Below are 20067 nucleotides of genomic sequence, written 5' to 3'. Positions count from 1 at the left end.
ACCGGGGGGAGATATGGCTATAAAGGTATACAACTCTCTTACAAAGTCCAAGGAAGAGTTCCAGACAGCGCTGCCCGGAAAGGTCACGATGTACGTCTGCGGGCCGACAGTCTACGACTTGAGCCACATAGGGCATGCCAGGAGCGCCGTCTCATTCGACGTCATACAGAAGTACCTCCGGTACAGGGGCTTCGAGGTAAAATACGCCCGCAACTATACGGACGTAGACGACAAGATAATCAGGAAAGCGAACCAGGAAGGGTCGACATCCGAAGAGGTCGCCGAGAGGTATATAAAGGCCTTTGACGATGATATGGCAGCCCTGAACGTGAGCCTTCCCGACCTAAGGCCAAAGGCCACCGAGAGTATCGGCAAGATAATAGAGGTCACGAAGGCCCTCATGGACAACGGATACGCTTACGCCGTCGAAGGCGACGTCTATTACTCCGTGAGGAAGAAAAAGGACTACGGCAAGCTCTCCGGCAAGAACATAGACGAGCTTGAGGCCGGGGCGAGAGTAGAGGTCGACGAGAGGAAGCAGGACCCGCTGGACTTCGCCCTCTGGAAGGCGAGCAAGCCGGGGGAGCCATGGTGGGAGAGCCCCTGGGGCAACGGAAGGCCCGGCTGGCACATAGAGTGCAGCGCGATGGTGATGGAATGGCTCGGCGAGACTATCGATATCCACGGAGGCGGAAAGGACCTGATATTCCCGCACCACGAAAACGAGATAGCGCAGAGCGAGGCCGCCACAGGCAAAACACCCTACGTCAGGTACTGGCTCCACAACGGCTTCGTCAACATAGAGAAAGAGAAGATGAGCAAGTCCCTGGGCAATATCCTGAACATCAGGGACGCTCTTAAAGAGCACACCGCCGAGGCGATAAGGCTATTCCTCCTTTCAAGCCACTACCGCTCTCCGATAGACTATACGGCAGAGTCCCTTAAGGACGCGGAGGCTGCGGTAGAGAGGTTCTACAAGACCCTTCAGCGCGCCGCCGAGGAGTACCCCGCGGCCCTTGCGGGCGAGCTCTGCGTCAACTGCGTCGAGGACAGGCTCGACAAGGCGTTCGGCCCCATGGACGACGACTTCAATACCGCCGAGGTCATCGGGAACATCTTCAAGGAGATCACCCGGATGAATAAGGCGATGGACGAGGCAAAGGCCACAGGAGAGCGCAAGGGGGTATGGGACGAGATGACCAACTCTCTTGCCGTTATAAGGGAGGCATCCAGGTTCCTCGGCGTCTTCAACCGAAAGCCTGAGGAATATTTCAACGATAAAAAAAGCAGGAGCGCAGTACCGCCAGAAGAGATAGAAAGGCTCATAGCCGAGCGTAACGAGGCGAGGAAGGGCAAGGACTTCGCCCGCGCCGACGCCATAAGAAAAGAGCTCTTTGAGAAGGGCATCCTCCTTGAGGACTCGGCTAAGGGTACTACCTGGAGCGTCCGGGGCTGACCCGGACGCTCTGTGACGAAAGTCACGGAAGGCTTGAACCGGCGGGGTTACCATTATCGCAAACCCAGAAAGAGGTTGAAGTAAGCCCCGGATCTTAACGCCTGTTCACGTATTCTCGCGTATTCACTCTCCATCCTTCCCCGGCTCCGTCTGTCTATTCCGCCTTACCTCCGCCTCGCCTGTAGACACCCCGGAGGTAAAAAAATGGACAGTACTATCCACCGAGGCCTGGCCTTTGGGCTGGCCTTGACACTCGCCGCTTCGCTTGGCGGCGGTACAAGGCCGAATGTCACCGCGGCCCCGGCTGTCATAGGAGGCGTTCTCCAGTAAACGCGAAAAAGAGAAAAAGGCGGGCAGCATAAACGCTGTCCGCCTTTTTCTTGTCCGGATCGAATCAAAAGACCCTGTGTCTATTTCTTTTTAATATACTCCTCCAGCTCTTCCCGTATCTCGTCGGGCAGGTCGATGAATTTTATCCCCATGCCAGGCTCCTGCTTGGTCATCGAGTCGTACTCCCTCGACCAGACCACCACGCACCTGCATTTTATCTCCCTGCCTATCTCGCTCAGGTTGAAAGTGATGTCGAACTCTTCGCCCACCTTCCGCGGGTTCACGGAGCCAATGAACATCCCTCCCCTGCTTATGGTCTTGGCATAGCCGAAGAAAACGCCGCGTGTGTCCTCGCCCCTGATCTTCAGGACAAGCAACTGCTTTCTGAGGTTCTTTCTCCTGTCAGACCTCAGCAGGACGTACTGGTCTTCCGGCTTTTTACCACTTCCCATAATGTATTATCTCCCCAAGAGGCTTTCTTGCCTTCTCCTCTTTCTTAAGCTCCTCTTTCGGATAGCCCATGGCTATTATCGCGACTATCTCGATCTGGTCCGGGATATCGAGCCTCCGCTTCACCTCGACGGCGTCCAGTGAGGCTATCCAGCAGGCGCCGAGCCCCTCGGCTGTCGCGGCCCCGATCATCTCGGTTATCGCGATGGTCACGTCAACCCAGGAGTAATTGACCTTGTCGGTCTTCCTGGTCCAGGCCTGGGCCGGGTCGGCGCATGCCACTATAAGGAGCGGGGCCTTCCTGAAGCCTTCTTTCGTGAGTATGTCATTGACCCTGCCCCTTTCCTCCACGCTTCCGAGCACGATAAAGTGCCAGGGCTGGCGGTTTGCCGCGCTCTGGGCCCTATTGAGCGCAACAAGAAGCCTGTCGAGCAAAGCGGCCTCGACCGGCCTTTCAGCAAACTCCCTTACGCTCTTTCTCCTGTCGTAGAGCTCGTAGAATACCTTTAGCCTTTCGTCCAATCGCGCCTCTCCCGGCACTGTGCTATAGAAGCGCCTCTACGAACTCCCTGGCGTCGAACTCCTTCAAGTCCTCGACGGTCTCCCCGACGCCGATGTACCTTATGGGTATGCCCAGCTCCCTCGCTATAGCCACGATAATGCCGCCCTTCGCGGTGCCGTCGAGCTTCGTAAGCGCTATGCCGGTCACCCCTACCGCCTCGTTAAAGAGCCTCGCCTGGCTGAGCGCGTTCTGCCCCGTGGAGGCGTCGAGCACGAGGAGGTTCTCATGAGGGGCCCCGGGTAGTTCCCTCCCGGCCACCTTCCTCACCTTCTTCAGCTCCTCCATCAGGTTTACCTTCGTATGGAGCCTCCCGGCGGTATCGAGAAGTACGATATCAGCCCGCCGCGCGGAGGCCGCCCTCATGGCGTCGTACGCGACAGCCCCTGGGTCGCCGCCCTGTGCCTGCCTTATGACAGGGCAGCCGGCCCTCTCCCCCCAGCCTTCGAGCTGCTCTATGGCGGCGGCCCTGAATGTATCTCCCGCGGCGAGTATCACTGACTTGCCCTCTGCGGAGTACTTCGCTGCGAGCTTCCCGATGGTGGTCGTCTTGCCGACGCCGTTCACGCCGAGCACCATGATGACGAACGGGCTGGAGGTCAGCTCGACAGGCTTCTCCACGCGCTTCAGGATATCGTATATCGAGTCCTTGAGAAGGGCCTTTAGCTTCTCTTCGTCCTTGCCAACAAGCCTCTCCCTCAGGTTGTCGACTATCTCCGCCGACGCCTTCGCGCCGATATCGGCGAGTATGAGCGATTCTTCGAGGGCTTCGAGTATGTCCTCCCTGGACTTACCGGTAAAGGCCGCCTCTACGCTCCCCATAATGGAGTTATGGGTCCTCGCGAGACCGGCTTTGAGGCTCTCGAAGCCGGCCTTGAGCTTTTTAAACATCCTGTCTTCCTCTTTGTCTGGCGTCATTCACTTTTAGCACAAAAAACAGTTCATTTAAAGTTTTTTGCGCCTGAGGAGCCCTGCCCCTCACATAGATTATAACCGAAAGAGCTTTCCGCTTGATTATTAAGAAGAGAAATGTTAAAGATATGTTTACACATCAGAGACTCACCTCGACCATTCACCCAACATCGCAAAATAACAGGGCAACATCTCGACGCCGCGTCACGTAAGCCCGGAAGAAGGCACGGATGTCCGCACAATGGATCGCGATATCCCTGGCGTCGGCCCTCGTTCTATCGGTAGCGCCGCTTTTGGCGCTACGCTTCTACGAAGGCGGACTCACGCCCTTATCTGCCGTTATCGCTGTTTATTCGATTACAGTCTCGGCGCTCGCTTGGGCTGCCGTGCGCGTCTTCACCCGCCAGACAGGAGAGCCCTCTTCCACCCTTGGCCGAGAGCGCAACATGCCCCGGAACGCCTTCTTTAACCGCCTTCCTGACCCGCTCCTTGAGATAGACAGGCGCGGCCGGATACTCTTCGCGAACGAGGCCGCGCTTAAACAGACCGGCTACGCCGCTGCCGAGGTCGTCGGGAAAAGATTGTATGACTTCACACCGGCCCTGACAAAGGATCTGTCGGTGGCGCGCCCGTGCTCCATCCTGGAGCTTCCAGTAAGGCTCAAGGACGGCAGCGATCGTTTTTTCGAGTTCTCGATAGCGTTAAAGGACGGGGATGGCGCCTCTGGCTACCTCTGCATAGGGAGGGACTCTGACGGCAGGAAGCGGCTTCTCGATGAGCTTACCTCGGCACGCACGCAGGCCGAAGAAACCTCCAGGAACCTTAAAAAGACCGTAAGCGACCTCGAAGAGTTCGCGCTCCTTGCCGTAAGAAGAGAGTTCAAGATGCAGGAGCTGAGGGAGAGATTTGTTCAACTCAAGGAAGAGCACGAGATCAAAAGGGAGTTCCCCGGCTAAGGCAGGGCCCTGCCTTGAAGAAGGCGGGGCTTTTCCGGAGGCGGTAACTCTTTCAGCCATGCCCGCCATAATAGCGGACAATAGCGGGAAGATACTCCGGGCAAGCGCGGGGCTCCGTGAGCTTACCGGCTACTGCAGCCGCGAACTCAGCCGCATGCCCCTGGGCCTCATCGCCGGGGACGGCAGACCTTTTCCGGAAGGTGTATCGGAGACATGGCTCTTCACGAAAGACGGCGGCAAGGTACTGGTCAGGGCTTGCGCCTCCTCTTCATCAGGAGCGGTACTCATCATCTTCCATCCCCTTGAAAGGGAAAAGGAGCTTGCCGACTCCCTTGTGGCGGCAAGGGCGGAGCTCACTACCCGCCAGAGATACCTCGAGGACTTCAGGGAAGGGGTCTTCAGGATGATAAGCGACCTCGACAGGAGCGAAAGCGAGCTAAAGGGGGCGCTGCAGAAACTGAGCGAGACGCAGATGCAGCTGATGCAGTCGAGCAAGATGACCGCGCTGGGAGAGCTCGCGGCAAGCCTCGCTCACGAGGTAGCCCAGCCCCTCACGGTCATCCGGGGCGTTTCGCAGGGGATGCTCCGTTCGATGACCGCGGGTGAAGCTGGCGCGCTGGCCTTTGAGAAGGTGAACCTCATATCGGAGGCCGCGAGAAAGATGGAGGCCATCGTCAAGCACTTGAGGGTATTCACCAGAGTCACGCCCCCGGCCTTTGAGCCTGTTGATCTTAACTCAGTAGTGCGGGACGCCTTCCTTATCCTCAAAGAGATGCTCATCGCTCATTCCATAGATACAGTCATCGACCTTGCTCCGGTGCCCGGGATAGCCGGGAACCAGACCAGGCTCGAACAGGTGATAATAAACCTCGTCACTAACGCAAGAGACGCCATGCCGGATGGCGGCGTGCTCAAGGTCATGAGCCTCACCTCGGAGCGCGACGGCAAAAGGTACGCAGTGCTCACCGTAGAGGACACCGGCACAGGGATACCGAGGGAGATAATCGACAGGATATTCGACCCGTTCGTCACCACCAAGGAGGCGGGCAAGGGGACCGGCCTTGGCCTTTCCATAACGGCCGGCATAGTGAAAGAGCACAGGGGCTATATAAAGGTCGAGAGCGACCCCCATGGCACAGCCTTCCACGTCTTCATACCCGCCCTTGAGAAATGTTGAACTCCGCCTCCTGAAATGGCAGAATCGGTCTGCAAGCAGCTGACCCGGACAATTCAAAATAACGACAGCGGCGCCTACAGCCCAGGCTCTTTAGGGATTCGCGGCTTTAGCTTGACAAAAAAAGCATGGCCATGCTCGCCACCCTTCTCGACATAATACTCCCCCGCGTATGCCTCCTTTGCGGCTCTGACGCGATAGCCTCAGGGCTTTGCGCGGATTGCGACCTGAGCCTCGTTGAAAAAAAGATAAGCTCGCCTTTGTGCACGATCTGCGGCGAGCCCTTCCCCGACTCAAGCGGCCCTGACCACGCGTGCGGCATCTGTCTTACCCGGACCCCGCCTTTCACGTCAGCGCGAAGCGCCCTTGCCTACGGCGGCGCGGTGCTCGATGCCGTGCACAGGTTCAAGTACTCTGGAGAGGTAAACCTCGCCCGCCCGCTCGGCAGGCTTGCCGCCGGAGCCTTGCCTCCGCTCGTCCCCCATGTGATAGTGCCGGTCCCTCTTCACCCGGGCAGGCTCAGAGAGCGCGGCTTCAACCAGTCGCTCCTGCTAAGCCGCGAGCTTTCAAAGATATTGAACGCGCCTGTGGACTACGCCTCCCTCAGGAGGGTAAGGCAGACCGAACAGCAGTCGAGCCTCACGGCAGAAGAACGTAAAAAAAACGTCGCCGGAGCCTTTGGCGTAATCGCCCCCGGGGCATTCAACGGGAAGACGGTACTACTCGTCGATGACGTATACACTACCGGCGCCACGGTCATGGAATGCGCCAGGGCCCTTAAAAAGGACGGGGCTACAGTTGCCGCCCTTACACTTGCGAGGGCGCTCAAGGTGTGATAATTTCGAATCATGGAGAAAAAATGGGGAAGGTAATATCTCTTAAAGGGCTCATGCCTGAGCTTAAGGCCCTGAGGAAAAAAAAGAAGAAGGTCGTCTTCACCAACGGGTGCTTCGACATACTGCACGCCGGCCACGTAAGGTACCTTAAAAAGGCGCGCTCTTTAGGCGACATCCTCGTTGTCGGCCTCAACAGCGACTCGTCGGTACGCTCTATAAAAGGCGACCAGAGGCCGATAGTCCCGGGCAAAGAACGCTCAGAGGTGCTCTCTGCCCTCGAATGCGTCGATTACGTCGTGGTCTTTAACGACAGCACCCCGGTTAAGCTCATCGAGGCGATAAGGCCGGACGTGCTCGCCAAGGGGGCTGACTGGGCCGCGAAGGAGATAGTGGGCGGGGAGTCGGTCAGGAAGAACGGCGGGAAGGTCGCCCGCATAACCTTACTCAAGGGCAGGTCCACCACCAACATAATACGCAGGATATTGGAACTTCACAAAGGCCGCGGTCAGGGATAAGGGCGCTCGTTCATGTAAAGCCAGCAATCGCAGAGCCTGAATACCAGCTCCGAATATTTTTCGAACTCCAGCGGCTTCACAAGGTAGCTGTTCGCCCCCAGCCCGTACGCTCTTTCTATATCGCTTTTAAGCCTCGATACCGTCAGCATCACCACAGGCACGACCCTCGTGCGCTTGTCATTTCGCATCCTTTCAAGCACCTCAAAGCCGCTCACCTTCGGGAGCTTCAGATCGAGCAGCACCAGGTCAGGCCTTTCATCCGCGTTCCTGCCCTCATACTTGCCGGTGCCGGTCAGCCAATCGAGAGCCTCCTGCCCGTCAGAAGCCACAACGACCTGGACTCCCCTGGCGCATTCTGAAAACGCGTATCTGGTAAGCTCGACCGCCTCGGCGCTGTCCTCTACCAGAAGTATGGTCTTGCCCATTGTCATCTCTCCCTTTCGAGGGTGAAGAAAAAGGTAGCGCCCCTGCCGGGCTCGCTCTCAGCCCAAATCCTGCCCCCGTGCCTGTTGATTATCCTCTGCACGGTGGCAAGCCCTACGCCTGTGCCCGGGAACTCTTCATCCGTGTGGAGCCTCTGGAAGGGCTGAAAGAGCTTTTCGGCCATCCTCATGTCGAAGCCCACCCCGTTGTCAGAGACACGGAAGACCTCTTTCCCGTTCTCCTGGCCTGCCGCGCAGAAGTCGATAAGAGCCTCCGGGGTCTTGGAGGTGAACTTCCAGGCGTTCCCAAGGATATTTTCCAGCACCATACGGAGGAGCTTCTTATCACCTCTGGCAACGAGCCCTTCCTCGACCTTGAGCTTCACGGCCCGCTCTGGCGAGGCCTTCATGAGGTCGGATGTTATCGCCCAGACAAGCGCGCTCAGGTCCACTTTTTCGCAGGAGACCTCGGCCCTCATCACGTACGAGAGATTAAGGAGGTCCTCTATGAGCTGTCCCATGCGCTTGACCGCGCCCCTTATCCGGTCGAGCTGGTCCTGCCCGTCATGGTCGAGCCTCTCTTTCTGTTTTTTCAGCAGCAGCATGCTGAAGCCGTCTATGAGCCGGAGCGGCGAACGGAGATCATGCGCTACCGTGTAGGTGAAGGTCTCTATCTCCCTGTTTGCGGCCGCAAGCCCTTCCATGGCCTTTTTTAGCTCCATCGTCCTCTCCTCGACCCTCTTCTCAAGCTCTCGCGACAGCTTAATGACCTCATCCTCCGCCATCTTCCGTTCGGTTATGTCCTGGACCGTCCCTATCATGCGAAGAGGGTTGCCCGAAGGGTCCCTTAAGAGCTCGCCCTGGAGGTAGGCTCTGCGCCCGCTCCCGTCCGGCCTCATTATCCTGCTGTCGATGGCGAAACGCTCCCCCTTGAGGACCTCCATGACCGCCATTCTTACCCTGCTCCTGTCGTCTGGATGGATGGAGTAGATAAGGTTCTCGTATGAAGGGGGCTCGTCCTTTGGCCAGCCGAATATCATATAGACCTCTTCAGAGCAGTCTACATGCTTATTTATAATGTCCCATTCCCAGCTCCCTATGTGGGCGATCCTTTGCGCCTCCCTCAAGCCCTGTTCGCTCTTCCTCAAGGCATCCTCGGCGCGCTTAAGGGAGGTGATATCGGTTACCACGCCGCATAGGGCGTACTTATCCCCCTTCGAGTCTTTCAAGGCGAATTTCATGGTAATAAGGTCGTGCACCCCGTCATCATGGAAAGGGACCTTCTCCTCGACCTGAAGCGGCCCCTCAGCGGCCATAGCCTCCAGGTCGGTCCGCTGGAGGTCACTTGCGACCTCGGGCGCAAAGAGATCGAAGATCGTCTTACCGTAAAGCTCCTCCTTGGCCTTGGCGCCCACCATCTTTAGGACTATATTGTTTACGAATATCAGCCTCCCTTCTATGTCCCGCATGTAGACCGGGTTCCCCATATTATCAAGTATGGCCCGTAGCCTCTCCTCGCTCTCCCTCACAGCCTCCTCAGCCTTGCGCCTTTCGGTTATATCTATTATTCCGGCTATCGCACCCATGTATTTTCCACCCTCCATCATGGGCGCGGCGGCGACAGCGGCATAGACCAGGGTCCCGTCCTTTCTCAAGAACTCGGCGTCAAACTGCTCCCTTATGCCCCTCCTTCTCCGCTCAAGCCTTATCCGAGCCCTCTCTGCCTCTTCCTCACTCATAAAATCAAATAGCGGCCTGCCCATCATCTCCTGTATGGTGTAGCCGAGCATCGCCGCCATGTTGGGGTTTAAGAATATGATCGCATCCTGATTATCCACCACCATTATCCCTTCAAGCATGTTATCGATAAGGGTCCTGTAGCGGAGCTCGCTCTCCCCAAGGGCCCGCTCGGCGAGCCTGCGCTCGGTAATGTCCTGCACGGTACCGGACATCCTTACCGGCGTCCCGTTCCCGTCATAGACGACCTCGGCCTCCTCATAGACGGTCCTCTCGCCCCCGTCGTTCCTGATTATCCTGTGCTCTACCGAATAAGGTTTCCTCTCGTAAAGGGCCTCGTCCACCCTGTTCCTGACCCGGTCTTTGTCATCAGGGTGCACGAACTCCAAAAAAAGCTGATATGTAAGACTTGGCAGATCAGGAGAAAGCCCGAATATCCTGTACGTCTCCTGAGACCAATAGAGCAGGTCGTACACGATGTCCCATTCCCAGCTCCCCAGGTGCGCTATCCTCTGGGCGTTGGCGAGGATCGACCTTTCCTTTTCAAGCTCGGCGTTCCTCTCTTTAATACTTCTTGCCATCTCGTTGAAGCTACCCGCAAGCGCCCCTATCTCATCACTTGTCCTTACAGGGACGCTTACATCATAGCTCCCTTCAGCCACAGCCCTTGCCCCTTTCACAAGGGACCTCAACTGGGCCACTATTATCTTGAGAACAAAGAGCACAAGCGCGCCCGTGAACAAAAAGACGGTGGCAACAAGGATGATGGTGTAGTTACGGATCTGCCGTAAAGGCTCAAAGACTTCACTGGTATCTACCTCGACAGCGAGCGTCCAGCCGAGCGTTGGGATGCACATGGAGGCGCCGGCAACCTCCTCGCCCCTGTAATCCCTGTAGATGCCGGTGACCTCTCTGGTCTCGCCGATGCAGGCCCTTACAGGAAGGGTATCGACCATTTGCCTGAGGACCGCGTTGGGTATGAACCTCGATTCGGTCAGCATGAGCTTGTCCCTGTTCACGAGGTAAACCTCCATGGTCTTCCACTGATATATAGTACCCCACGAAAGCGCCCCGATCTCTCTTATGTACTCGCCGGTGAAGAACTCTCCGAATGTCGAAAGCTCCGTAAAGCCGGTGATGACCCCGATGACATCTCCCCCGTTTCCCCTGCCGTAGATAGGCGCCGATACGGCGATCTCCGGCCCTCCCATCATCCCGCGGGTCACCTCGACCACGGACGGCCCCTTTTTGCCCTTAAGGAAAAACTCCTCCTTCGAGTAGTCCTTGCCGACAAACCCCGGGGCGGTAGAGGCGACGACCATCCCGTCATTTCCGGTGATTATGTTGAGACGGTACATCTTCCGCAGGAGCGGGAGCTTGTACCTCTTCATATAATCGCCAAGAAGGCGTCCTGCCCTTTCCTGGTCCATGGGGGCGTCCTCGAGGGTCCTTACTATGAAATCATCGCTAGAGAAGTCCAGTATCCTGTTCCTGGTCATCTCGATATACAGGAGCACGTACGCCTCCCTCTCATCGGCCAAACGCTCGAGGTTGCTCAAAAGCTGGCTTTCGAGGAAGTCCCTGTTATGGATAAAGATCAAGCCTATGGCGATGAGGATAGGCAGGAGGACCAGAAGAAATGCTATAATGACCTTATGTACAAGGGATATCCCGTGGGTTACCATTTTCTTCCCTTTTACACACAATCAAATTGAGCCATTTTTCGAGTCTACTGTAAGAGCTTAGGTTGTCAATCGCGGCTGTATCTTTTGGCACAGATTTATACTCAACAGCACTGGTATTTTGATATATAATTGTTAAAAAATAGAGGAGGGACGTTGATGAAGAAAGCCTTTTTATTCCTTGCGGCCGCGGCGGCTGCCGTCTTCCTGGCCTCGAGCCCCGCAAAAGCGGAAGTGAACGTGAACATAGGGATAAACCTGCCCGTAATAGGGATTGCGGCCCCTCCGAGCGTGGTAGTCATCCCCGGCACGTACATCTACTTCGCCCCTGACGTCATCAATATCGACGTCTTCTTCTTCGGCGGCTACTGGTGGCGCCCCCACCACGGCAGATGGTACAGGGCGGTAGAGTTCGGCGACCCCTGGATAGTCATCGATGCCCGCAAGGTCCCTGGCCCGCTCCTGAGGATCCCCCCAAGGTGGCGCGATATCCCTCCGGGACATGACAGGATACCCTACGGACAGCTCAAGAAGAACTGGCGTCAATGGGAAAAGGAACGCAGGTGGGATAAGGCAAGGCACGAGATGAAGCGAGAGATGAAAGAAGAAAGGCGGGAGCACAAGCAGGAGCACAGGAAGGATCATCCCGGACAGGGCAGGGGCAGGCACGACGACTGATGTTTTGAGTTGTTAAAAAAACCAACCTTGGCAGTCATTCTGAGCAAAGCGACAATTTTTGCGGGATAGCAAAATTGAATGCCGAGCCAAAAGCGAGGCAGCCCCGTCAGGGTCAAGCCCCATGGATGGGGCGAGATAAGAATCTCGCCTTTGAAAATTAGCAAGTTACGAGATTCTTCGGTTGCTTCGCTCCCTTTTAGGGACTTTTGGAACAGCCTGCCCGCAAAATAAAAAAGCCCCGCGATGTTAAATCGCGGGGCTTTTTTTTCATTTCCCTTGAAACTTAGCAGTCGTAGTAGAGGGCAAACTCATAAGGCACCGGACGGAGCCTTATCGGGTCAAGCTCGGCCTTCTTCTTGTACTCTATCCAGGTGTCGATGACGTCTTGCGTAAAGACATCGCCCTTCAGGAGGAACTCGTGGTCCTTCTGAAGCGCCTGAAGCGCCTCTTCGAGTGAGCCGCAGGCTGAAGGCACCTTGGAAAGCTCCTCGGGCGAAAGCCCGTAGATGTCCTTATCGAGCGGCTTGCCCGGGTCTATCTTGTTCTGTATGCCGTCGAGCCCGGCCATGAGCATGGCGGCGAAGGCGAGGTATCCGTTGCAGGACGGGTCCGGGAACCTGACCTCGATCCTCTTCGCCTTCGGTGAGGGCGAGTACATCGGTATCCTGATCGACGCGGAACGGTTCCTCGATGAGTAGGCGAGGTTTATGGGCGCCTCAAAGCCTGGCACGAGCCTCCTGTAGGAGTTGGTGCCCGGGTTGCAGAATGCGTTCAGGGCCCTGGCGTGCTTCAAGATACCGCCTATGTAGTAAAGGGCGAGCTGGCTCATTCCGCCGTATTCGTTGCCGGCGAAAAGGGGCTTGCCGCCCTTCCATATCGACTGATGGACGTGCATGCCGCTGCCGTTGTCGCCGAATATGGGCTTGGGCATGAAGGTCACTGTCTTGCCCCACCTCTTCGCGACGTTCTTGACGATGTACTTGAACCACATGAGCTTGTCGCCCATCTTAAGGAGGCTGTCGAAGCGCATGTCAATCTCGGCCTGTCCGGCGGTGGCGACCTCATGGTGCTGCCTCTCGACGCGGATGCCGACAGATTCCATCACCATGCTCATCTCGGAGCGGATGTCCTCCTGGCTGTCTGTCGGGGGGACGGGGAAGTATCCTTCTTTATGCCTGGGCTTGTAGCCGAGGTTCGGGCACTCTTCCCTGCCGGTGTTCCAGGTGCCCTCGACGGAATCTATGTGATAGAAGCCCTGGTTGGGCCCCTGGCTGTACCTGATATCGTCGAATATGAAGAACTCCGGCTCAGGGCCGAAGTAGGCGACGTCGCCGATGCCGGTGGACTTAAGAAACGCCTCGGCCTTCTGCGCGATGTTCCTCGGGTCCCTGGAGTAGGGCTCCTTGGTTATCGGGTCCACGATATTGCATATGAGGCTCATGGAAGGGGTCTCATGGAACGGGTCCATCAGGGCCGTCGTCGGGTCCGGTATCACGAGCATGTCGCTTGCGTGTATCGGCTGCCAGCCCCTTATGCTGGAGCCGTCAAACCCGAGCCCTTCCTCGAAGATGTCCTCCGAGAGCTCGCCTATCGGAACGGAAAAATGCTGCCAGATACCGACAAAGTCGAGGAACTTGAAATCGACCATCTTCGCGTTTTTTTCCTGTGCTAACTTCAATGCGTCCTTCGGCGTCATCCCAATACCCTCCTTTTATATTCCTGAAAAATTCCTTTTCAAAATAAACAACAGGCTCGATCCGGCAGCGTCCCGGGGGCGGCGCTACAACGGCTTTAGATGGCCTCTTCGCCGCGCTCGCCGGTCCGTATCCTTACCACCTCGTCGACCGACATGACAAATACCTTGCCGTCGCCTATGCGGCCGGTGCGGGCCGAGTTCACTATCGTCTCGACCACCTTCGCGACCATGTCTTCCTTTACCACTATCTCCATCTTTATCTTCGGAAGGAAGTCTACGACGTACTCCGTGCCCCTGTAAAGCTCGGTGTGCCCTTTCTGCCTCCCGAACCCCTTCACCTCGGAGACGGTTATGCCCTTTATCCCGATCTCGTTGAGGGCCTCTTTCACCTCATCAAGCTTGAATGGCTTTATTATGGCTTCTATCTTCTTCATCAACACAACCTCCGGGATTGAGTTCCACAAAAACTAACATACGGTAGCCCGCTTGTAAAGAGCCTTTAATAAGACAGGTGTACAATATATTTAGCAATATCCATGCCGGGATTCCCTCTTGAAAAACAGGCGGTTTTCCACTACCAGAGGCCCCTTAAAGCTTAAAAAATAAGCAACGGGTGCTTTCAACTGCATAGATTTTACTCAATGGCAAGGGGTTCACCTCGCGCCGCTTTCTGTGTATAATCAGCAAATGGCCGTACACCTTCTGATAGACGGTTATAACCTCATAGGGTCGAGGAGCGGCACGCTCGGTGATATAGAAGAGGCAAGAGAATACCTCATCGATTGCCTGGTCGCCTACAAGAGGCTTAAAAAGGCGCGTATTACCGTCGTATTCGATGGCCCGTCGATGAGCTACCCGGAGCGGGGGCCAGCCGGGATCGAGGTGCTCTTCTCATGCGGGCGGGATGCCGATTCGGTCATAAAAGAGCTGGTAGCGAAAAAGGGCGGCGGGGCCACGGTAGTCACATCCGACAGGGATGTGGCCTCCTTTGCCAGGGCAAAAGGGGCGGTAGTACTTGCCTCGGATGAGTTCCAGATACTCCTTGACGACGCCCTTTACCAGGATATGAAAGGCGTTGACCCGCTTGATGAGGAAGAGGGCTCCGGCCCCGGAAAAAAAGGCCCTTCCCGCAAGCCCCCTAAAGAGGAGCGACGGAAACAGGGCAGGATACGAAAGCTCCGAGGCTCGTGAACGGCTTGCTGAAAATCCCCAGGAGGAAACTTTCTGTAGAAAGGTTTACCCCAGACCCCCTTCAAAGACTTTTATTTCCCTACTTCCCGCCGCCTATCCTGTTCTCTGTCCCTGCGGCGAGCCTTTTGATATTCTCCTTGTGCTTGATTATTATGAGGACGGCTATGGCGACCCCGAGCGGGACGTACTCCTTGCCATTATAGAGGAAGGAGAGGAAGACCGGCATCATGGCCGCTGATGTGATAGAGGCGAGGGAGACGTACCTTTTGATGGCGGCGACGAGTATGAAGACTATCGCGCCAAGGACCGTCGCTGCTGGGCTTACGACGGCAAGAACGCCGCAGGCCGTGGCAACACCTTTTCCGCCCCTGAAGCCAAGGAAGACCGGGAAGAGATGGCCGAGGAATGCCGCGAGCCCTGTGAGGCTTGCAAGGGCGCTGCCGCCGCCAAGGAGTATCGCCGCAAGCACAGGCAGGGCGCCTTTCAATATGTCTCCGGTGAGGGTAAGCGCTCCCGCGAGCTTTCCTGAGGTGCGTCCGACATTAGTCGCGCCGATGTTCCCGCTCCCCACGGTCCTCGGGTCGACCTTGCCAAAGGCCCTGGCCATGATGACGCCGGTAGGTATCGAGCCAAGGAGATAGGCTACTGGTATTAGAGCATATAATGTCAAATCGTCCATCAGGTCCATGCCTCCGGGCAATAAATATGAAGGCCCGCATTATACCACCCTGCGTTCCGGCTGGCAAACCCTGAGGCGGTGGTATTATAAAAAGGCCCTGCAGCTTTAGCCGCAGGGCCTTTGGTCAATCGATGGCCGTGAGAGAATTTTCACCCGGTCTTGAAAGCGCCACTGGCAAGGCCCGCCCCCTCGGCCTCTTTCAGCCTGCTCCGGAGTTTACGCACCTCGTCCCGGAGCTCTTCCATCTTTAGCTCCCTGCCCACCATGAGCCTGTTCATCCTCTCAACGTCACCCAGGTTCTGCCTCAGGTTCTCTTCCAGGCGCCTGCGCTCGCTTATGTCCCTTATTATTCCGACCGAGTTCCAACTGCCGCTTACATTGAACGCTGAGAAGGAGACCTCGACTGAAAACTCTGTGCCGTCGCGCTTGAGCGCCGTTACCTCGATGGTCTTACCAAGCATCTCTCCTTCCCCGGTCTTAAAGAACTTCGCGAGCTTCTCATAGGCCCTCTCCCGGTATTTCTCTGGGACTATAATCTCGTGCAGCCGCATGCCTATCGCCTCGCTCGCCGAATAACCGAACATCTCCTCCGCCTTCCTGTTCCACAGGAAGATGGTGTCCGGGGCTCCGAGGCAGATGACGGCGTCGTTGGCGGCCTCCACTACCGCCCTGAACCTCTCCTCGTTATCTTTAAGGGCCTTTTCCGCGGCCTTCCTTTCGCCTATCTCGGCGAGGAGGGCCGAGGTCCTCTCCTTTACCTTGTCCTCGAGCTTTTCATAGAGGGACTTAAGTTCCTCATGGACCCTGTTGAGCTCCCTGTTCTGTATTATCGCGTTCTCGTAGGTGGACAGGAGAAAGCTCACGACCTGGGCCCTCCCCGCGTATATCTCAAAACGCCTTCCGCCGTACTCGATCTCTATCCTTCTCTCTTCAGGGTTGTTTGTGACATAGACAGGGCGGGTAAGGAGCGTCTCGGCCTTGGCCAAAAGGAACTCCGGGCTGAAGGGCTTTGTAACGTACCCGTCTGCCCCGCTGTCGAGCCCGTTGATTATGTCCTCGGGTGCGGCAAGGTTGGTAATGAGGACTACGGGGATGTGCTTCAGGCCCTCGTCGGCCTTGAGCTTCCTGCACATGGTAAAACCGTCCATGACAGGCATTACCACGTCGCTCAGCACAAGGGCAGGCGGGGAGATACGCGCAAGCTTAATGGCCTCCGCGCCATTTCTCGCCACTACGACATCGTAGCCCCTGCCCTGGAGCATGGGTTTAAGAGATACGGTATCGCTCTTTTCAACTACAAGGATCGTTTTCCCGGCATTCAGTTCCCCCATATCACACACTCCGCGATTGGTAGATCGGCAAAAGAACCGTTAGGGCCAAACGCTTCAGGCACGCTCAAGGGGGAATATCAGGATGAGGGCTGCGGTATCAGGAAAGATGCGCTTTCGTAGACAGCTTGAGGACGAAATAGCGAACCGGTGCAAAAAGCGGGCAAGCATTGGCCCGGATAAGGAACAAACGTATTTTACTCCACCGTAACGCTCTTTGCAAGGTTTCTCGGCTGGTCGACGTCGGTGCCCTTCAGGACCGCGATATGGTACGCGAGGAGCTGCAGGGGCACTGCCATGAGTATCGGCGTAAGGAATACAGATGCAGCCGGGACGAAGATAACGTCGTCGGCCTTTGCGGAGGCAAGGCTGTCGCCCTCGCTCACGATAGCGATAAGGCGGCCTCCCCTGGCCTTGACCTCCTCCATGTTGCCGAGCATCTTCGGATAGCTAAGATCACCCGGGGCCATCGCCACCACGGGCATATTCTCGTCTATCAAGGCTATGGGGCCGTGCTTCATCTCGCCTGCGGCATAGCCCTCGGCATGGATATATGATATCTCCTTCAATTTCAAGGCCCCTTCGAGGGCTATCGGGAAGTTGAGCCCCCTGCCCAGGTATATGAAGTCCCTGTAATGGAAGTACCTGCGGGCGAGCGCCTCTATTTCAGCGCTCCCGTCCAGCACCCGCTCTATCTTCTTGGGGAGCCTCACAAGCTCCTGTATGAGCGAGACCCCGGCCTCGCGGTCTACCTTGCCGGAGGTCCTGCCCATGTAGAGCGCTATCAGGTAAAGGGCCGTGAGCTGCGTGGTGAAGGCCTTTGTAGAGGCAACGCCTATCTCCGGGCCGGCGTGCGTCATGAAAGACCAGTCGGCTTCGCGCGTGAGGCTCGATTCCATCACATTGCAGATAGATATGGTACGCGCCCCCCTCCTCTTTACCTCCTTTACGGCGGCAAGGGTGTCGGCGGTCTCCCCTGACTGGGATATCGATATCACAAGCGACCCCCTGTCTATCAGGGGGTCCCGGTAGCGGAACTCGGAGGCCAGGTCTACCTCTGTGGGGACCTTGAAGAACGATTCGATGAGGGATTTGCCCACCAGCCCGGCATGCCAGGAGGTGCCGCACGCCACTATGTATATCCTCTTTACCTGGTCGAGCGGGATGTCGAACTTGTTTAAAAAGATATCCCCGGCCTCCTCCATGACGATGCCGCGGAAGGTGTCCGTTATGGCCCTGGGCTGCTCGAATATCTCCTTGAGCATAAAATGCTTGTACCCGCCCTTCTCGGCCATGACCGGCGACCAGTTGACGGCGATAGGCTCCCTCGAGACCAACTCTCCGTCAAACGTGGTTATCTCCGCGCCCTCCCTTGAGATGACGACCATCTCCCCGTCCTTGAGGAAGATGGCGTTCCTGGTGATGCTCAGTATGGCGGGTATGTCGGAAGATAGTATCGATTCGTGTTTCCCCACCCCGAGTATGAGCGGGCATTCCATGCGCGCGCCGACGATCTTGTCAGGCTCGCTCTCGCATACGGCGGCAAGGGCGTATGTGCCCTTCACCAGCCTTATCGCCGCGCGGACAGCCTCGACGAGCGTCCTGCCCTTTTTTATCTCGCGCTGGATGAGGTGGCTCAGTATCTCGGTATCGGTCTCGGACTTGAACTTCGCCCCTTCATCGATGAGCTCTTCCTTCAATGCGAGGTAGTTCTCTATTATGCCGTTATGCACTACCGCCACGCCGCCTTCGATGTGCGGGTGCGCGTTCTGCTCCGATGGCCTGCCGTGCGTGGCCCAGCGTGTGTGGCCTATGCCTATATTGCCGTCGAGGGGCTTTTTCTGAAGCACCGCGGTGAGCTTCTCAAGCTTTCCGACGCTCCTCCTGAGCTCAATCTTCCCTTCCTTTACGACGGCGATCCCTGATGAGTCGTAGCCCCTGTATTCAAGCCTTTTTAGCCCCTCGAGGAGTATCTCAACCGAGTCCTTCGGGCCTACATAGCCTACTATGCCGCACATTCAGTCCTTCTCCTTGCCTTTGAGCTTCCTTGCAACCCAGCCCTCCACGACCTTCTCCGGCGCCCTCGTTATTACGAGCGCGCCCGGCGGCACGTCCTTCGTGACCGTCGTGCCGGAGCCGACGTAAGCGCCTTTGCCCACCCGGACCGGCGCCACGAGCTGGGAGTCGCTGCCGATAAACGCCCCGTCCTCGATGGTCGTCTGGTACTTTTTCACGCCGTCATAGTTGCAGGTGATCGTGCCCGCGCCTATGTTTACTCCCTCGCCTATAAAAGAGTCCCCAAGGTACGTGAGGTGGTTCGCCTTGGAGCCCTTCCCGACAACGCTCTTTTTGACCTCGACGAAGTTGCCTATCCGCGCCTTGTCTCCTATAGTATTGCCGGGGCGCAGGTGCGCAAATGGGCCTATCGATACCTCTTGCCCGACTTTAGAATCCTCTATGACCGAATAGCTTTTAACGGTGCTCCTGTCGCCTATCCTCGACGACTCTATCCTTGAGCCCTCCTCGATAAGGCAGTTGGCCCCGATAACGCTATTCCCTGATATCCGCGCGCCGGGGTATATGACCGTATCGATCCCGACCGCAGCTCCGTACTCTATATAGGTCGCCTCAGGGTCTACTATCGTAACGCCGGAGAGCATGAGCGCCTCGGCGACCCTCAGGCGCAGGTGCTTATCGGAGCGCGCGAGCTCTACCCTGTTGTTTATGCCCATCACCTCTTGAGGCTCGTCCGCCTTAAGCGATTCGACCCTGCCACCCTCCGATGCGGCAAGGTGCACGAGATCAGGGAGATAATATTCACCCTGGGCGTTCTCCTTCCCGATACGCCGTATGTTCTCATGGAGGAACCCGGCTCCAGCGAGGTATATGCCGGAGTTCACCTCTGTTATCCTTTTCTGCAGGGGGCTGCAGTCCTTGTCCTCGACTATCCTCGTGATCCTGCCGCTGTCGTCCCTTATGATCCTGCCGTAGCCGTTGGGGTCGTCCATTACAGTGGTGACAAGGGAAAGGGCGGCCTTCTTCCTGCCAGCCCTGTGAAGCCCTATGAGGGCCGCCAGGGTCTCCTCCCTTATAAGTGGCACGTCCCCGGAAAGGATGAGCACGTCGCCATCAAAGCCCTTAAGCTCTTTCAAGGCGCACATTACGGCGTGGCCGGTGCCGAGCTGCTCGGATTGCTCCACAAAGACCAATCCTTCAGCCTGGAATGTCTTTTTGACATCGTCCGCGCCGTGGCCTATGACCACCAGCACCCTGCCCACCTTCATCTTTTTAAGAAGCCTTACGGGATAAAAGAGCATCGGATGGCCCGCTACCCTGTGCAGGACCTTCGGCATATCCGATTTCATCCTCGTACCCTTGCCAGCGGCAAGGACTACAGCTGCGAGATTCCTCATAGGTTCAAAGATATATGAAGCTCCACCATACGTCAAGAAAATTGATTATATTA

Annotated in this window: 19 protein-coding genes; 7 read left to right on the top strand and 12 right to left on the bottom strand. The window is 56.7% G+C overall.

What is annotated here, in order from left to right; translation table 11 throughout:
* Nucleotides 1-13 precede the first annotated feature (13 nt).
* Nucleotides 14-1456, top strand: coding sequence for a cysteine--tRNA ligase (locus A2V21_309955; protein ID OIJ75147.1), 1443 nt, complete (start codon nucleotides 14-16; stop codon nucleotides 1454-1456).
* Nucleotides 1457-1579: 123 nt separating this feature from the next.
* Here the strand turns inward: A2V21_309955 and A2V21_309950 are convergent, their stop codons facing one another.
* From A2V21_309950 to A2V21_309935, 4 genes are read right to left on the bottom strand one after another with little or no spacing between them, the layout of a single operon-like run.
* Nucleotides 1580-1816, bottom strand: coding sequence for a hypothetical protein (locus A2V21_309950; GenBank protein OIJ74553.1), 237 nt, complete (start codon nucleotides 1814-1816; stop codon nucleotides 1580-1582).
* Between the two features lie 50 nt (nucleotides 1817-1866).
* On the bottom strand, nucleotides 1867-2238 hold the full coding sequence (locus A2V21_309945) for a hypothetical protein (GenBank protein OIJ74552.1): 372 nt from the start codon (nucleotides 2236-2238) through the stop codon (nucleotides 1867-1869).
* The gene (locus tag A2V21_309940; GenBank protein OIJ74551.1) at nucleotides 2225-2758 is read right to left on the bottom strand and encodes a hypothetical protein; all 534 of its coding nucleotides are present in this window, start codon (nucleotides 2756-2758) and stop codon (nucleotides 2225-2227) included. The genes A2V21_309945 and A2V21_309940 overlap by 14 nt, the downstream gene beginning before the upstream one ends.
* Before the next feature lie 22 nt (nucleotides 2759-2780).
* Nucleotides 2781-3686, bottom strand: a complete 906-nt coding sequence (locus A2V21_309935; GenBank protein ID OIJ74550.1) for a signal recognition particle-docking protein FtsY — start codon at nucleotides 3684-3686, stop codon at nucleotides 2781-2783.
* Nucleotides 3687-3937: 251 nt separating this feature from the next.
* On the opposite strand from A2V21_309935, the gene A2V21_309930 reads away from it, so the two are divergent.
* From A2V21_309930 to A2V21_309915, 4 genes are all read left to right on the top strand, one after another.
* Nucleotides 3938-4663: a hypothetical protein gene (locus tag A2V21_309930; protein OIJ74549.1), complete on the top strand. Its 726-nt coding sequence runs from the start codon at nucleotides 3938-3940 to the stop codon at nucleotides 4661-4663.
* A 58-nt stretch (nucleotides 4664-4721) separates the two neighbouring features.
* Nucleotides 4722-5840, top strand: coding sequence for a hypothetical protein (locus tag A2V21_309925; protein ID OIJ74548.1), 1119 nt, complete (start codon nucleotides 4722-4724; stop codon nucleotides 5838-5840).
* 125 nt (nucleotides 5841-5965) lie between these two features.
* Entirely contained in the window at nucleotides 5966-6673 is a 708-nt protein-coding gene (locus tag A2V21_309920; protein OIJ74547.1) for a hypothetical protein, read from the top strand.
* Nucleotides 6674-6696: 23 nt separating this feature from the next.
* On the top strand, nucleotides 6697-7188 hold the full coding sequence (locus A2V21_309915; protein ID OIJ74546.1) for a glycerol-3-phosphate cytidylyltransferase: 492 nt from the start codon (nucleotides 6697-6699) through the stop codon (nucleotides 7186-7188).
* Here the strand turns inward: A2V21_309915 and A2V21_309910 are convergent.
* Complete coding sequence (locus tag A2V21_309910) at nucleotides 7179-7619, bottom strand: hypothetical protein (GenBank protein ID OIJ74545.1); 441 nt, start codon at nucleotides 7617-7619, stop codon at nucleotides 7179-7181. The two genes, A2V21_309915 and A2V21_309910, sit on opposite strands and share 10 nt — an antisense overlap.
* A complete protein-coding gene (locus tag A2V21_309905) occupies nucleotides 7616-11032 on the bottom strand; it encodes a hypothetical protein (protein OIJ74544.1) in 3417 nt (1138 codons plus the stop codon). Before A2V21_309905 ends, A2V21_309910 begins: the two co-directional genes overlap by 4 nt.
* A 156-nt stretch (nucleotides 11033-11188) precedes the next feature.
* On the opposite strand from A2V21_309905, the gene A2V21_309900 reads away from it, so the two are divergent.
* Nucleotides 11189-11707 (top strand): hypothetical protein, encoded by a 519-nt coding sequence (locus A2V21_309900; GenBank protein ID OIJ74543.1) that lies wholly within the window; start codon nucleotides 11189-11191, stop codon nucleotides 11705-11707.
* A gap of 283 nt (nucleotides 11708-11990) precedes the next feature.
* On the opposite strand, the gene A2V21_309895 is transcribed toward A2V21_309900, so the two are convergent.
* Complete coding sequence (locus tag A2V21_309895) at nucleotides 11991-13403, bottom strand: type I glutamate--ammonia ligase (GenBank protein OIJ74542.1); 1413 nt, start codon at nucleotides 13401-13403, stop codon at nucleotides 11991-11993.
* Between the two features lie 95 nt (nucleotides 13404-13498).
* Complete coding sequence (locus A2V21_309890; GenBank protein ID OIJ74541.1) at nucleotides 13499-13837, bottom strand: transcriptional regulator; 339 nt, start codon at nucleotides 13835-13837, stop codon at nucleotides 13499-13501.
* Nucleotides 13838-14090: 253 nt separating this feature from the next.
* Here A2V21_309890 and A2V21_309885 point away from each other — a divergent pair, with 253 nt between their 5' ends.
* Nucleotides 14091-14594 (top strand): hypothetical protein, encoded by a 504-nt coding sequence (locus tag A2V21_309885; protein OIJ74540.1) that lies wholly within the window; start codon nucleotides 14091-14093, stop codon nucleotides 14592-14594.
* 79 nt (nucleotides 14595-14673) lie between these two features.
* Here A2V21_309885 and A2V21_309880 read toward each other — a convergent pair whose 3' ends face one another.
* From A2V21_309880 to A2V21_309865, 4 genes are all read right to left on the bottom strand, one after another.
* Entirely contained in the window at nucleotides 14674-15282 is a 609-nt protein-coding gene (locus A2V21_309880; GenBank protein ID OIJ74539.1) for an acyl-phosphate glycerol 3-phosphate acyltransferase, read from the bottom strand.
* A gap of 140 nt (nucleotides 15283-15422) precedes the next feature.
* Nucleotides 15423-16604: a hypothetical protein gene (locus A2V21_309875; protein ID OIJ74538.1), complete on the bottom strand. Its 1182-nt coding sequence runs from the start codon at nucleotides 16602-16604 to the stop codon at nucleotides 15423-15425.
* Nucleotides 16605-16798: 194 nt separating this feature from the next.
* A complete protein-coding gene (locus A2V21_309870) occupies nucleotides 16799-18619 on the bottom strand; it encodes a glutamine--fructose-6-phosphate aminotransferase (GenBank protein ID OIJ74537.1) in 1821 nt (606 codons plus the stop codon).
* Nucleotides 18620-20014, bottom strand: coding sequence for a UDP-N-acetylglucosamine diphosphorylase/glucosamine-1-phosphate N-acetyltransferase (locus A2V21_309865; GenBank protein ID OIJ74536.1), 1395 nt, complete (start codon nucleotides 20012-20014; stop codon nucleotides 18620-18622). It abuts the gene before it with no gap.
* Nucleotides 20015-20067 lie beyond the last annotated feature (53 nt).

Source organism: Deltaproteobacteria bacterium GWC2_55_46 (genome assembly GCA_001595385.3).
Lineage (GTDB): Bacteria > Desulfobacterota > GWC2-55-46 > GWC2-55-46 > GWC2-55-46 > UBA5799.
Note: the sequence above shows the minus strand (reverse complement) of the source record. Positions and strands in the feature narration are given on the sequence as shown.

What these genes read in the sequence shown, in the direction of transcription:
- A2V21_309895 (OIJ74542.1), bottom strand. Translation starts at nt 13,403, where the DNA reads ATGACGCCGAAGGACGCATTGAAGTTAGCACAGGAAAAAAACGCGAAG.
- A2V21_309900 (OIJ74543.1), top strand. Translation starts at nt 11,189, where the DNA reads ATGAAGAAAGCCTTTTTATTCCTTGCGGCCGCGGCGGCTGCCGTCTTC.
- A2V21_309910 (OIJ74545.1), bottom strand. Translation starts at nt 7,619, where the DNA reads ATGACAATGGGCAAGACCATACTTCTGGTAGAGGACAGCGCCGAGGCG.
- A2V21_309925 (OIJ74548.1), top strand. Translation starts at nt 4,722, where the DNA reads ATGCCCGCCATAATAGCGGACAATAGCGGGAAGATACTCCGGGCAAGC.
- A2V21_309890 (OIJ74541.1), bottom strand. Translation starts at nt 13,837, where the DNA reads ATGAAGAAGATAGAAGCCATAATAAAGCCATTCAAGCTTGATGAGGTG.
- A2V21_309915 (OIJ74546.1), top strand. Translation starts at nt 6,697, where the DNA reads ATGGGGAAGGTAATATCTCTTAAAGGGCTCATGCCTGAGCTTAAGGCC.
- A2V21_309875 (OIJ74538.1), bottom strand. Translation starts at nt 16,604, where the DNA reads ATGGGGGAACTGAATGCCGGGAAAACGATCCTTGTAGTTGAAAAGAGC.
- A2V21_309905 (OIJ74544.1), bottom strand. Translation starts at nt 11,032, where the DNA reads ATGGTAACCCACGGGATATCCCTTGTACATAAGGTCATTATAGCATTT.
- A2V21_309935 (OIJ74550.1), bottom strand. Translation starts at nt 3,686, where the DNA reads ATGTTTAAAAAGCTCAAGGCCGGCTTCGAGAGCCTCAAAGCCGGTCTC.
- A2V21_309930 (OIJ74549.1), top strand. Translation starts at nt 3,938, where the DNA reads ATGTCCGCACAATGGATCGCGATATCCCTGGCGTCGGCCCTCGTTCTA.
- A2V21_309880 (OIJ74539.1), bottom strand. Translation starts at nt 15,282, where the DNA reads ATGGACCTGATGGACGATTTGACATTATATGCTCTAATACCAGTAGCC.
- A2V21_309950 (OIJ74553.1), bottom strand. Translation starts at nt 1,816, where the DNA reads ATGCTGCCCGCCTTTTTCTCTTTTTCGCGTTTACTGGAGAACGCCTCC.
- A2V21_309955 (OIJ75147.1), top strand. Translation starts at nt 14, where the DNA reads ATGGCTATAAAGGTATACAACTCTCTTACAAAGTCCAAGGAAGAGTTC.
- A2V21_309885 (OIJ74540.1), top strand. Translation starts at nt 14,091, where the DNA reads ATGGCCGTACACCTTCTGATAGACGGTTATAACCTCATAGGGTCGAGG.
- A2V21_309870 (OIJ74537.1), bottom strand. Translation starts at nt 18,619, where the DNA reads ATGTGCGGCATAGTAGGCTATGTAGGCCCGAAGGACTCGGTTGAGATA.
- A2V21_309865 (OIJ74536.1), bottom strand. Translation starts at nt 20,014, where the DNA reads ATGAGGAATCTCGCAGCTGTAGTCCTTGCCGCTGGCAAGGGTACGAGG.
- A2V21_309945 (OIJ74552.1), bottom strand. Translation starts at nt 2,238, where the DNA reads ATGGGAAGTGGTAAAAAGCCGGAAGACCAGTACGTCCTGCTGAGGTCT.
- A2V21_309920 (OIJ74547.1), top strand. Translation starts at nt 5,966, where the DNA reads ATGGCCATGCTCGCCACCCTTCTCGACATAATACTCCCCCGCGTATGC.